The sequence below is a fragment of the Acidovorax sp. sic0104 genome (assembly GCF_019219095.1).
GTDB lineage: Bacteria > Pseudomonadota > Gammaproteobacteria > Burkholderiales > Burkholderiaceae_C > Acidovorax.
Map to the genome: position 1 here is coordinate 887,647 of NZ_JAHUWH010000001.1, position 12,232 is coordinate 899,878.

11 protein-coding genes are annotated in these 12,232 nt (G+C 65.6%); 1 reads left to right on the plus strand and 10 read right to left on the minus strand.

Going from position 1 to position 12,232, the window contains the following annotated elements; all coding sequences use genetic code 11:
• Positions 1 to 45: 45 nt before the first annotated feature.
• The 10 genes from gspG to KW835_RS04100 all read right to left on the minus strand — a co-directional run bounded on the left by gspG (position 46) and on the right by KW835_RS04100 (position 11,241).
• Complete coding sequence (gene gspG / locus KW835_RS04055; protein WP_255593231.1) at positions 46 to 492, minus strand: type II secretion system major pseudopilin GspG; 447 nt, start codon at positions 490 to 492, stop codon at positions 46 to 48.
• 31 nt (positions 493 to 523) lie between these two features.
• Complete coding sequence (locus KW835_RS04060; protein WP_218380969.1) at positions 524 to 1,732, minus strand: type II secretion system F family protein; 1,209 nt, start codon at positions 1,730 to 1,732, stop codon at positions 524 to 526.
• On the minus strand, positions 1,725 to 3,443 hold the full coding sequence (locus KW835_RS04065) for a GspE/PulE family protein (protein WP_218380970.1): 1,719 nt from the start codon (positions 3,441 to 3,443) through the stop codon (positions 1,725 to 1,727). Before KW835_RS04065 ends, KW835_RS04060 begins: the two co-directional genes overlap by 8 nt.
• Positions 3,444 to 3,511: 68 nt before the next feature.
• Complete coding sequence (locus KW835_RS04070) at positions 3,512 to 4,465, minus strand: glycosyltransferase family 2 protein (protein WP_218380971.1); 954 nt, start codon at positions 4,463 to 4,465, stop codon at positions 3,512 to 3,514.
• A 70-nt stretch (positions 4,466 to 4,535) separates the two neighbouring features.
• Positions 4,536 to 5,723, minus strand: coding sequence for a DUF1972 domain-containing protein (locus KW835_RS04075; protein WP_218380972.1), 1,188 nt, complete (start codon positions 5,721 to 5,723; stop codon positions 4,536 to 4,538).
• A complete protein-coding gene (gene rfbC, locus KW835_RS04080; RefSeq protein ID WP_218380973.1) occupies positions 5,720 to 6,265 on the minus strand; it encodes a dTDP-4-dehydrorhamnose 3,5-epimerase in 546 nt (181 codons plus the stop codon). The genes KW835_RS04075 and rfbC overlap by 4 nt, the downstream gene beginning before the upstream one ends.
• Before the next feature lie 6 nt (positions 6,266 to 6,271).
• Positions 6,272 to 7,156, minus strand: coding sequence for a glucose-1-phosphate thymidylyltransferase RfbA (gene rfbA / locus KW835_RS04085; protein ID WP_218380974.1), 885 nt, complete (start codon positions 7,154 to 7,156; stop codon positions 6,272 to 6,274).
• A 13-nt stretch (positions 7,157 to 7,169) separates the two neighbouring features.
• Positions 7,170 to 8,060, minus strand: a complete 891-nt coding sequence (rfbD, locus tag KW835_RS04090) for a dTDP-4-dehydrorhamnose reductase (RefSeq protein ID WP_218380975.1) — start codon at positions 8,058 to 8,060, stop codon at positions 7,170 to 7,172.
• Positions 8,057 to 9,145, minus strand: a complete 1,089-nt coding sequence (gene rfbB, locus KW835_RS04095; RefSeq protein WP_218380976.1) for a dTDP-glucose 4,6-dehydratase — start codon at positions 9,143 to 9,145, stop codon at positions 8,057 to 8,059. Before rfbB ends, rfbD begins: the two co-directional genes overlap by 4 nt.
• Positions 9,146 to 9,255: 110 nt before the next feature.
• Positions 9,256 to 11,241, minus strand: a complete 1,986-nt coding sequence (locus KW835_RS04100) for an SDR family oxidoreductase (RefSeq protein ID WP_218380977.1) — start codon at positions 11,239 to 11,241, stop codon at positions 9,256 to 9,258.
• A 228-nt stretch (positions 11,242 to 11,469) separates the two neighbouring features.
• On the opposite strand from KW835_RS04100, the gene KW835_RS04105 reads away from it, so the two are divergent.
• Entirely contained in the window at positions 11,470 to 12,030 is a 561-nt protein-coding gene (locus KW835_RS04105; protein ID WP_218380978.1) for a phasin family protein, read from the plus strand.
• Positions 12,031 to 12,232 lie beyond the last annotated feature (202 nt).

Sequence of the window (12,232 nt, forward strand, 5' to 3'; positions counted from 1 at the left end):
GATGCGAATCAGCTGGCAGCCGTGTCGTTGCACCCCGACGCTCGGTCAGTTGTAGACGTCAGCGTTTTCGCCGTCGCCCCCGGGCTTGCCGTCGGCCCCCAGGGAGAACACGTCCGGACCACCGTTGCGGCCGGGGTTCTTGTACAGGTAGGCGGCACCCCATGGATCGGTGGGCAGGCCCTTCTTGAGATAGGGCGCCGTCCAGCCCTGCGCAGTGGCAGGTTTCTCCACCAGCGCGCGCAGGCCTTCGGCGTCATTGGGGTAGCGGCCCACGTCCAGCTTGAAGAGGTCCAGGCTTTGCTCGATCTCGGAGATCTGGATCTTGGCCGTCTTGGATTTGGCGCCGCCCAGCTGGTCAAGCACCTTGGGGCCAACCAGGCCTGCGAGCAGCGTCAGGATCACCAGCACCACCAGCAATTCGATCAGGGTGAAACCCCTGGAACGGCGGGACTGCATGGATTGCTTGATATTGGAGATATTCGGGATATTCATGGATATTCTTTGACAATCGAAATATGAAAATCTAGATGGTGTCATTAATCGACAATACACCGCCCAGGATGGCAATAATGATAAATGCAACCAAAGCGCCCAGCACGATAATGATCAAGGGCTCCACGGCGGCCAGCACCCGGCCCATGGTGCGCCGGCCTTCGTCCTCATAGCGGTCCGCCAGGCCCAGCAGCGTCACGTCGAGCTGCCCTGTTTCTTCCGCCACCCGGATCAGTTGCGGGGTGCTGGACTTGCCCAGATAGGGCGAGACAAACCCGGAGGAAAGCCGCTTGCCGGCCTTCACCAGCGCGACCAGGGGCTCGATGTCCTTGCGCAGGGCGGTGTTGGTCAGTGTATCGACCGCGATGCGCAAGGCATCCACGATGGGAACGCCGCGCTGCAGCAGGATACCGAAGGTCCTGAAGTAGACCGCAAACTGCAGGTTGCGCAGAACCTTGCCAAAAAGCGGCAGGTCCAGCAGCAGGCTGTCCAGGCGCAGGCGCCCGCCCTCAGTCACGGCCCAGCGCGAGCCCAGGTACAGAACCGCCGTCACCGCCAGCATGATGGCCATCCAGTGCGAGCGGATCGCATCGCTCATGTTCACCACGAGGCGGGTCGTGTAAGGCAGCTTGTCCCCCATGGAGTCGAAGATCTCACGGAACTGCGGCACCACGAAAGCCAGCAGCAGCACGACGGACAGCACAGCCACCACCAGCAGAATGACCGGGTAGGTCATCGACGAGATGACGTAGTTGCGCAGCTTGTCGGCGGCCTCCAGCTGCACCGTCAGCTCCTTCATGACCACATGCAGCGAGCCCGAGGTTTCCCCCGCACGGATCAGCACCAGGTACTGGCGGCCCAGGTCGCGCTCGAAGGGCAGCAGCGACTGATACAGAGACTTGCCGCCGCGCACGCCTTCTTCCACCCTGGAGATGAAGACTTTCAGGCGGTCGGAATCGGCCGTTTCCTTGAGCATGGCCAGCGCCTTGTCCAACGGCATGTTCGCCTGCTTCAGGTGGGCCATCTCGCGGCTGAACAGGAGGATGTCCGCTCGGGTGAGTCTTGCGCTGCGGCCCTGTGGCGTGTCCTGCGAAACGGCGCCAGCCGCGTCCGCAATGCGCACCGGTGTCACGCCCTGGCCGAGCAGGCGCAAGCGCGCGGTCTCCTCGTTGGGCGCACGGATGGACCCCTGGCAGGCCTTGCCGTCGGCCATCACACCATCGTATTGAAAATCAATCATTTTGACGAGCGACGCGCAACACTTCCTCTGCGGTCGTCAGACCCTTGAAGACCTTGGTGGCGCCATCCTGCAACAAGTTCCCCCCGGCATAGGCCCCGCCGTCATTGCCAAGGGACGAACCCTTCTCCAGCACGACCTTCTTCACCTCGTCCGTCAGGACGAGCAACTCATGCACGGCCACCCGTCCGCGGTAGCCCGTGCCGCGGCACGCGGGGCAGCCGACGGCACGGTACAGCAATTGCCCGGGTGGCGCGGCCACACCCAGCGATGCGGCTGCGGCCTGCGACTGCTCGGGCGACAGCGGCGCCTTGCACTCGGCGCACAGCTTGCGCACCAGCCGCTGCGCCAGAACACCCACCAGGGACGCGGTGATGAGGTATGGCTCGACCCCCATGTTGATGAGGCGGACGATGGCGCCCAGCGCACTGTTGGTGTGCAGGGTCGAGAGAACCAGATGCCCCGTGAGGGCGGCCTGCACGGCGATCTCGGCGGTCTCGCCGTCGCGCATTTCCCCGATCATGATCACATCGGGATCCTGGCGCAGGAAGGAGCGCAGCGCCTTGGCGAAGGTCAGGCCGATCTGGGGCTGCACCTGCACCTGGTTGAGCCACTGCAGGCGGTATTCCACCGGGTCCTCCACGGTCAGGATCTTCAGGTTCTCGCCTTCCAGCTCCTGCATCGATGCGTACAGCGTGGTGGACTTGCCCGAGCCCGTGGGCCCCGTCACCAGGAAGATCCCGTGCGGCACGCTGAGCATCTCGCGCATCGCCTTCAGCGTGGGCGGTGTGAAGTTCAGGCTTTCCAGGGAGAGCAGGTCGAAGTTCTTCTCCAGAAGCCGCATGACCACCGATTCGCCGAACATGGTGGGAATGGTCGACACCCGTGCGTCCATTTCCTTGCCATGCACACGCAGCTTGGTGCGGCCGTCCTGGGGCATGCGCCGCTCCGCGATGTCCAGCTGCGACAGGATCTTGATGCGCGAAACGACGGCGGGCGCGTCCTTGTTGTCGATCTCGTCGATGGGAAAGATCTCTCCGTCCACCCGGATGCGCACCACCGATTTTTCCTCGTAGGTCTCGATGTGGATGTCCGACGCCTGCGCGGCCACGGCCTGCGCCAGGATCTGGCTCACGCGCTGGATGATGGGCGCCTCGGACGCCATGTCGCGCAGGTGCTCTATGAATTCCGATGCCTCGGGCTGGTCGCCCAGGGCTTCCTCGTCCTGAGCCGCATCCTGCAGGTACCACTCGTTCAGCTGGCTGGATATCTCCGATTCAAGCCCGAACGCGATGCGCGGCAGGCTGCCAAAGACCAGGCGCAAGGCGCTCTGGAGCTGGGCATCCCGCGGGTCTACCGAGGCAAAGTCTGGCAACGCGTCTTCGGCCAGTGCATCCCCGAGGGGCAACAGGTTGTGGGCGAGCAGGAAGCTGGTGTTCAGCAAAGGCGTGGAAGGCTTCTCCTTGGGAAACGCATCCTGGCGCACCAGAGGCAGCGCCGCCTGGCGCGCCAGCGCACCGTAGACATCGACTTCGGACACCAGCCCCAGGCTGATGAGGAGGCGGCCCAGGCGCCCGCCCATGGACCGCTGCACTTCCAGCGCCCGGTCGAGGTCATTGCGCGAGAGCTTTTGCTCGGCCAGCAGCATCTCCCCCAGCTTGGGCGCGACGGCTTCAACGCGTTCCATTTCAATTGTTTCAGCCGAGGATTTCATGACCTGCGCCTTTGCATAATTCCGAACCAGAAATTCTGGACTTGTCGATATTCAGGTGTGAGACACCGCTAAAACCACAGCAAACAGCGGCTCAGCCGGTCCAGCTCGGGGCCGAAATAATAATGGCGATACCCCGCCAGCCTCACCCATAACGGACGGGCTCTCCAGGAAAGATATTTTGACACGTAGGCCCCGTCCGCCCCCTGCACGCGCAGGCGCCCGAGCAAGGCCTCGGACTGCAGGCGGGTGGCGCGGCCCAGTTCGCGGACCCTGCGCACGACCCCGGGGCCGTCCGTGACCATGCGCCTGAGGCGGGTCCTCAGGCCCCGGTCCTTCGCGCCCAGCTGGTTGGCGCCATGCTGCCGGTACAGGATCAAGGGGGTGTCGATGTACGACCGGCGACCACTGCTGCTGATGAGGGCACACCACCAGTCGTGCATGATGGTCTCCGCCGGGAGCGGCAGGGCCAGCTGCAGCAAAGTGCGGTTGACCATCATGGTGCAGCCCGTGACCTGGTTCACGCTCAGCAGCGACACATCGGAGCAGTCTGCGGGGTCCATCCGCTGGTACCGAGCAAAGGACGGCGAGAGCACGCGCAAGCCTTCGTCCACCACCGTGAGGTCCGAATGGACCAGGCATGGCAGGGCAGCCGCCCCGCTGTCGCCTTCGATCCGCACCATCTCGCGCCACAGCGAAGCGATCTTTTCGGGCAGCCAGACGTCGTCCTGATCGGCAAAAACCGCCCACTGCGCCACGCCGTGGTCCAGGCTGGCCTGCATCAGGTTGCCAAAATTGCGGACCACCCCTGACCCGGCGGACGGGTTGGGCACCAGCACCAGGCGCTCGCCCAGGCGCGCCTGGTAGCGCCGCAGGATCTGCGGGGTCGCATCCGACGAGCCGTCGTCGCTCACCAGGATGCGGAATGCCTGGTGCGTCTGCGCCAGGATGGAATCGAGCTGCGCCTCCAGGTACTTCGCACCGTTGTAGGTGGCCAGCAGCACATCGACCAATGCCGCACTCATGCGCACCGGCTCCCTGCGCCGTACCCGCAGCGGCAGCGCGCGCCTGCGCATGCGCGGGGGCCCGCCTTCCTCACGGCGCGGCCTCTCGCGCGGGTCGGCATTGCGCATGCATCAGCGCTTCGTAGGCGTCCGTGATGCCTTCCCAGGTGTAGTGGGTCGCGACGATCTCGCGCGAGCGCCGGGCACGCTGGGACTGAAGGGCGGCCCCTTCGCTCACCAGGCGGTCCAGGCTGCGGGCCAGTTGCTCCGGCGTGCTGAAGTACTCGGCGGCATCGCGCGCCACCTCGCGGTTGTAGGGGTTGTCGTGCGCGATCACCCAGTTGCCACAGGCCAGCGCCTCCAGCAGCGAAGGGTTGGTGCCGCCCACCGAGTGGCCATGCAGATAGCATGCGGCGTGCACGCGCAGGCTCTTGAGCTGCTCGGCGTCGTAGATGCCGCCCACAAAGCGCACCTTGTCACTCGCCAGTGCCTTCAACTGCCGCTGGTAAGGTGTGTTGCCAGACACGTCACCTACCACCACCAGCGGCCATGCGCCTGCGTGCCGCACATACCCCTGCACGATCTCCAGGATGTGGTTTTCGGGCTCGGGCCGCGCCACGACCAGCATGTAGCGATGGGGCTCGAGCCCCCATGCCGCAAGCAAGGAGGGATCGGCCTCGCCGGCCTGCACCAGGTCCGCGCCATAGGCGATGAAGCTGCTGGGCGCCCCGCCCGGATAAGTCTGGCGAAACCTCTGCGCAATGGCCTGCGCATCGGCAATGAGGCGCGTGGCCACCTTGGCCGCCACCCATTCCATGCAGCGCAAGTAGGTGCGCGCGGCCCAACTCCACTTGCTGCGCGCCCATTCCAGGCCATCCACGTTGATCCAGACGGGCACGCCGTACACCCGGGGCCACCAGCAGGCCCATGCAGCGCCGTAGCCCAGCATGTACACCAGGTCGTACCCCCGGCGCGCGTCCCAGAGACACGCGCTGTCATAGGCCAGCACCGAGGCCGGACCCCAGCGGGGACGTCGTCGGGACCTTACCCGCACCCCCTGGTAGAGGATGTCGGCCACCGGCTGGTCGCCGCATTCCGCATAGACGGTGACCTGGTGCCCGCGTGCCGCCAGCCGCGTCGCCAGTTGCTCGGCAAATGTCTCGAAGCCGCCGTAGTTGGCCGGGATGCCGCGTGCGCCCAGGATGGCTATCCGCAAAGCGGCGGGCTGCCCGGCGCTGGCTGGTGCGGCCTGCGGCGCACTCTCGACAGAAACGCTCAAAGGTCTGCCTCGGCCAGCAGCACCCCGGCCTGGTCCTTCGCCGAGAGCTGGATCGCAACGTCCAGCGCCGGCCAGTCAATGCCGATCGCAGGGTCGTCCCAGCGGATGCAGCGCTCATGCTCCGGGCTGTAATAGTCGGTGGTCTTGTAGAGGAAATCCGCCGACTCGGACAGCACGAGAAAGCCATGGGCCAGGCCCGGTGGCACCCACAGCTGCCGGTGGTTGTCCTCCGTCAGCAGCGCGCCCACCCATTGGCCGAACGTGGGGGAGCCCTTGCGGATGTCGACGGCGACGTCGAAGACGGAGCCGCGCACTACGCGCACCAGCTTGCCCTGGGCGCGGGGCGGCAGCTGGTAGTGCAGGCCGCGCAGCACGCCCTTGCTGCTGCGGCTGTGGTTGTCCTGCACGAACGCATGCTGCACGCCCGTGGCCTCCCGGAAGGCCTTCTCGTTGAAGCTCTCGTAGAAGAACCCGCGGCTGTCTCCGAACACCTTGGGTTCGATCAGCACGACGTCTGGAATGGCTTGCCGTATTGCTTGCATGGCGGATCAATAAACCTTTTCGTTCAGCAGGTGCTTGAGGTACTGCCCGTAGCCATTCTTGGCCAGGGGCTGGGCCAGGCGCTCCAGCTGGGCGCTGTCGATCCACCGGGAGCGCCAGGCGATCTCTTCCGGGCAGGCGATCTTCAGGCCCTGGCGATGCTCCAGCGTGGCGATGAACTGGCTCGCCTCGAGCAGGCTTTCGTGGGTGCCTGTGTCCAGCCACGCGTAGCCGCGGCCCATGATCTCGACATTCAGCTGCCCCTGCTCCAGGTACAGCCGGTTCAGGTCGGTGATTTCCAGCTCGCCCCGGGGAGATGGCTTGAGGCCCTTGGCCATCTGCGCCACCTGGCTGTCGTAGAAGTACAGGCCGGTGACGGCATAGCTGCTCTTGGGCTGCGCGGGCTTTTCCTCCAGCGACAGCACCTTGCCACTGGCATCGAACTCGGCCACGCCGTAGCGCTCCGGGTCATGCACGTGGTAGGCGAACACGCTGGCACCCTGGGTGCGCTGCTGAGCGTTGCCCAGCAGTTCGTGGAAGTCGTGTCCGTAGAAGATGTTGTCGCCCAGCACCAGCGCACTGGGTGCACCGGCCAGGAAGGACTCTCCGATGATGAACGCCTGCGCCAAGCCATCCGGGCTGGGCTGCACGGCATATTGCAGGTTCAGGCCCCACTGGCTGCCATCGCCCAGCAGCTGCTCAAACCGCGGGGTGTCCTGCGGCGTGCTGATGACCAGGATGTCACGGATGCCCGCGAGCATCAGGGTGCTCAGCGGGTAGTAGATCATGGGCTTGTCGTACACCGGCAGCAGTTGCTTGCTGATGGCCAGGGTGGCCGGGTGCAGCCGGGTACCGGAGCCTCCGGCAAGGATGATGCCTTTGCGTTGCGTCATGTGAGGGTGCCGATCAGAGAATTTCAGCCAGCATGCGCGCCACGCCGGCTTGCCAGTGCGGCATCTGCAAGCCGAAGGTGGCTTGCAGCTTGCCAGTGTTCAGGCGCGAGTTGTGCGGGCGCACCGCTGGGGTCGGGAAGGCGCTCGTCGGGACGGGCGCAACCTCATTTGCTTTGATTTTGATAGCAGCCTGCGCAAGCTGCGCCTGCGCAATCACGAATTTTGCGTACTCATTCCAGTTCGTTTCACCGGCTGCGACGCAGTGGTACAGGCCTGCGTCCTGCGGACGCTGCTGCAGGTGGCGCAGTGCATGCGCCGTCACGTCGGCCAGCAGGTCGGCCCCCGTGGGCGCCCCCCATTGGTCGTCGATCACGGTCAGGCGATCGCGCTCCTGTGCCAGGCGCAGCATGGTCTTGGCGAAGTTGCCGCCGCGCGCAGCGTAGACCCAGCTGGTGCGCAGGATGAGGTGCCTGGGGCCCGCCTGGACGATGAGTTGCTCGCCCTCGAGCTTGGTGCGGCCGTACACGCTCAAGGGTGCGGGCGCGTCGGTCTCGACCCAGGGGCGGCTGCCGCTGCCGTCAAAGACGTAGTCGGTGCTGTAGTGCACGAGCCATGCGCCAAGCTTTGCAGCCTCCTGCGCGATGGCGCCGGGCGTGGTGGCATTCAGGGTGCGGGCGAAATCGGCCTCGCTCTCGGCCTTGTCCACGGCGGTATGGGCCGCGGCATTGACGATGACATCAGGACGCAATGCACGCACCGTCTCGGCCACACCGGCGGGGTTCGCGAAGTCCCCACAGTGTTCGGTGCTGTCGAAGTCCAGCGCCGTGACCGTGCCCAGCACGGACAGGCTGCGCTGCAGCTCCCAGCCAACCTGGCCGCCTTTGCCAAACAGCAGGATGTTCATGCGCGGGCGTCCGCCGCGGGGGTGGGCTGCTGCTCGTACTGGGTCTCCACCCAGTCGCGGTACGCACCCGTTTGCACGTTGGCCACCCACTCGGCATGCTCGAGGTACCACTGCACGGTCTTGCGGATGCCGGTGTCGAAGGTTTCGGCGGGCTTCCAGCCCAGCTCGCGCTCGATCTTGCGTGCATCGATGGCGTAGCGGCGGTCGTGGCCGGGGCGGTCCTTCACGTAGGTGATCTGGGTGCGGTAGCTCTGGCCGTCGGCGCGGGGGCGCAGCTCGTCGAGCAGGCCGCACACCATGTTCACGATCTCGATGTTGGGCTTCTCGTTCCAGCCGCCCACGTTGTAGGTCTCGCCGGGGGTACCGGCTTCGAGCACGCGGCGGATGGCGCTGCAGTGGTCCTTCACATACAGCCAGTCGCGCACCTGCATGCCGTCGCCGTACACCGGGAGGTTCTTGCCCGCCAGGGCGTTCACGATCATCAGCGGGATCAGCTTCTCGGGGAAGTGATAGGGCCCGTAGTTGTTGCTGCAGTTGGTGGTGAGCACCGGCAGGCCGTAGGTGTGGTGCCAGGCGCGCACCAGGTGGTCGCTGGCGGCTTTGCTGGCGCTGTAGGGGCTGTTGGGCTCGAAGCCGCGTGTCTCAGCGAAGGCGGGGTCGGTGGGCGCGAGCGAGCCGTACACCTCGTCGGTGGAGACGTGCAGGAAGCGGAAGGCCGCGCGCTCGCCCTCGGGAAGCGCGCCCCAGTAGGCGCGCACGGCTTCAAGCAGGCGAAACGAGCCCACGATGTTGGTCTGTATGAAGTCCTCGGGCCCGTGGATGGAACGGTCCACGTGCGATTCGGCCGCGAAGTTGACCACCGCGCGCGGCTTGTGCTCGGCCAACAGGCGGGCCAGCAGGGCCGTGTCGCCGATATCGCCCTGCACGAAGATGTGGCGGGGGTCGCCCTGGATGCCGTCCAGGTTGTGCAGGTTGCCCGCATAGGTGAGCTTGTCGAGGTTGACCACGGGCTCGCCGGAGGCGGCAAGCCAGTCAAGAACGAAGTTGGCGCCGATGAAACCTGCGCCGCCGGTAACCAGAATCATAGGGTGGGCTGTGTGAAATGCCAGCTCGGCAGAACCGGCGATTATCCCACCCTGCCCGGCCGCCCGGTCACAGAGTGCAACGCGGTGCTGCCGGGGCGGGTGGCCGAGGCTCAGAAGTGGATGCCGCGCATCATCTGCTGCAACGCCACCGCTTCGGCCGACAGCTGCGGCTTGGCGCTCTTATCCCCTTTGGCTGCAGTGGAATCCGGGAACATGCGAAAGCTCGTGTTCATCGTGATCTGCGCCACGCGCGGCACCAGCGCGTGCAGGATCTGCCCGGTGATACCCAGGCGCGTGGCGATGCGAACCGGTTTGAAGATGCAGGCCTGCGCGATCATGTCGGCCGCCTCCTCGGGGCTCAGGGTGGGCACGTTGTTGTAGATCTTGGTGGGCGCGATCATGGGCGTGCGCACCAGCGGCATGTTGATGGTGGTGAAGGTGATGCCCTGGTCTGCGAACTCGCTCGATGCGCAGCGCGTCCAGGCATCCAGGGCTGCCTTGCTGGCCACGTAGGCCGAAAAGCGCGGCGCGTTGGTCAGCACCCCGATGGAGCTGATGTTCACCACATGGCCCTTGCGCTTGGCCACCATGCCGGGCAGGAAGCCCATGGTCACGCGCAGGCAGCCGAAGTAGTTGAGCTGCATGGTGCGCTCGTAGTCATGGAAGCGGTCGTAGCTCGACTCGATGGCGCGGCGGATGGAGCGCCCCGCGTTGTTGATGAGGAAGTCCACGCCGCCGTGCTTGTCGATCAGGAGCTGCACGAAGCGGTCGCAGTCGGCCATGTCGGCGATGTCGGCCGCGTAGGCGATGAACTCATAGCCCTTGGCCCGGGCTTCTGCACAGGCCTCGTCGAGCTTGTCCTGGTCGCGCCCGCAGATCACCGTGGTGGCGCCCGCTTCGGCGAACTTGTGCGCGGCTGCCAGGCCGATGCCCGAGGAACCCCCCGTGACCAGCACCACCTTGCCGCCCACCGTGCCCTTGAGGGTGCGGTCGATGAACAGCTCGGGGTCCAGGTTGCGCTCCCAGTAGTCCCACAGGCGCCAGGCGTAGTCCTTGAGGTTGGGGCAGGTCACGCCCGAGCCCTTGAGCGCCGCCAGGGTCTCGCGGCAGTCGAAACGCGTGGGGTAGTTCACGAAGGTGAGCATGTCCTCGGGCAGGCCCAGGTCCTTCATGACGGCGTTGCGCACGCGGCGCACCGGCGCCAGCGCCATCAGGCTCTTCTTCACGCTCTTGGGGATGAAGCCCAGCAGCGCGGCGTTGACGAACAGGTTCATGCGCGGCGCGTGCGCGGCGCGGCTGAAGATGTCCAGCACGTCGCCCACGCGGTAGCCCACCGGGTCCACCAGGTGGTAGCACTTCTTGGTGATGTCCTTCTGGTGGCTGATGACGTTGAGCGCGTTGACCACGAAGTCCACCGGCACGATGTTCACGCGCCCGCCCTCCAGGCCCACGGTGGGCATCCAGGGCGGCAGCAGCTGGCGCAGGCGCTGGATGAGCTTGAAGAAGTAGTACGGGCCGTCGACCTTGTCCATCTCGCCGGTCGTGCTGTCGCCCACCACCATGGCGGGGCGGTACACCGTCCAGGGCACCTTGCAGTCCTGGCGCACGATCTTCTCGCTCTCGTGCTTCGTCTGGAAGTATGGGTGGTCCAGGCCCTCGGCCTCCTCGAACATGTCCTCGCGGAAAACGCCCTCGTACAGGCCGGCGGCCGCGATGGACGAGACATGGTGGAAATGCCCGGCATCGATGGCCCGGGCCAGGTCCACCGTGTTGCGCGTGCCTTCGATGTTCACCGCCACCTGGGTCTCTTCGTCGGCGCCCAGGTCGTACACGGCGGCCAGGTGGTAGAAGTGGTCGATCTGGCCCTTGAGCTTCTTGATGTCCTCTGCCGCAACACCCAGCTTCTTCGCGGTGAGGTCGCCGAACACCGGCACGGCGCGCGCCGCCGTCACGCCCCAGAAGCTGCGCAGGTCGGCCACCTTGTCAGCGCTTTCGCGGCGGATCAGGAAGTGAACCACCGCCCCCTTGCGCTCCAGCAGCTTCTTGACCAGCCGCTTGCCGATGAATCCCGTTGCTCCCGTCACGAAATACTGCATGGAAAACTCCTGTGTAATGCCGGATTCTTGCCCAGGGGCTGCACCCACGGATTCAGCAGAAACCCGCGCCGATGCTGAGGGCGGGCTGTTCACGCTCAGTAGACGGCGCGCTCTACACTTTTAGGAGCCGATGCCTACACCTTGCGCGCCGTGCGGCGTACAGTCCGGCCAGGCGTCCAGAGGCAGCCTGCCCTGGCAAACCCAACCCATCTCATCGACGGAGGCCCCATGGTCAAGAAACTGCAGAAACTCAGCGCTGACAACAAGAAGAGCAACGCCCAACTGTCCGGTACCGTGAAGGACTCCGCCCAGCAGATCTGGCTGGCCGGCCTGGGCGCCTTCTCCAAGGCACAGGAAGAAGGCGGCAAGGTGTTCGAGGCCCTGGTCAAGGAAGGCCTGACCATCCAGCGCAAGACCCAGGCCGTCGCCGAGGAAAAGATCTCCGAAGCCACCAGCCGCGTGACCAACATGGCCAGCGACATCGGCTCCAAGGCACAGGGCCAGTGGGACAAGCTTGAAAACATCTTCGAAGACCGCGTGGCCAAGGCCCTGTCCAAGCTGGGTGTTCCTTCTGCCCGCGACATCGAGGCCCTGAACGCCCGCATCGACGCCCTGTCCAAGGGCACGGGCAAGACGGCCCCCAAGGCTGCAGCAACGAAGAAGGCAGCCCCCGCCAAGAAGGCTGCTGCCACGAAGGCGCCCGCCAAGGCCGCTGCAGCACCGGCCAAGAAGGCCGCCGCCAAGCCACGCGCCGCCGCGAAGAAGGCAGCGCCCGCAGCATCCAACTGATGCCGCAGCATCCCACGGCGCAGGCCATCCGCCTGCGCTGAAGAGCGAAAGAAGAAAACGGCTGGCATGCCTTGGCGTGCCGGCCGTTTTGCCGTGCGGCCCGTGCGCAGCGCTCCGCGCATGGCCTATCAGATTTGATGCAATGCAGCATCTGCCGCTCGGTTAGAGTGTCGCCAGAGACAAGCACATACCGATCCCCATA

What these genes read in the sequence shown, in the direction of transcription:
- KW835_RS04060 (WP_218380969.1), bottom strand. Translation starts at nt 1,732, where the DNA reads ATGATTGATTTTCAATACGATGGTGTGATGGCCGACGGCAAGGCCTGC.
- rfbB (WP_218380976.1), bottom strand. Translation starts at nt 9,145, where the DNA reads ATGATTCTGGTTACCGGCGGCGCAGGTTTCATCGGCGCCAACTTCGTT.
- rfbC (WP_218380973.1), bottom strand. Translation starts at nt 6,265, where the DNA reads ATGCAAGCAATACGGCAAGCCATTCCAGACGTCGTGCTGATCGAACCC.
- KW835_RS04105 (WP_218380978.1), top strand. Translation starts at nt 11,470, where the DNA reads ATGGTCAAGAAACTGCAGAAACTCAGCGCTGACAACAAGAAGAGCAAC.
- gspG (WP_255593231.1), bottom strand. Translation starts at nt 492, where the DNA reads ATGAATATCCCGAATATCTCCAATATCAAGCAATCCATGCAGTCCCGC.
- KW835_RS04065 (WP_218380970.1), bottom strand. Translation starts at nt 3,443, where the DNA reads ATGAAATCCTCGGCTGAAACAATTGAAATGGAACGCGTTGAAGCCGTC.
- rfbD (WP_218380975.1), bottom strand. Translation starts at nt 8,060, where the DNA reads ATGAACATCCTGCTGTTTGGCAAAGGCGGCCAGGTTGGCTGGGAGCTG.
- KW835_RS04070 (WP_218380971.1), bottom strand. Translation starts at nt 4,465, where the DNA reads ATGAGTGCGGCATTGGTCGATGTGCTGCTGGCCACCTACAACGGTGCG.
- rfbA (WP_218380974.1), bottom strand. Translation starts at nt 7,156, where the DNA reads ATGACGCAACGCAAAGGCATCATCCTTGCCGGAGGCTCCGGTACCCGG.
- KW835_RS04100 (WP_218380977.1), bottom strand. Translation starts at nt 11,241, where the DNA reads ATGCAGTATTTCGTGACGGGAGCAACGGGATTCATCGGCAAGCGGCTG.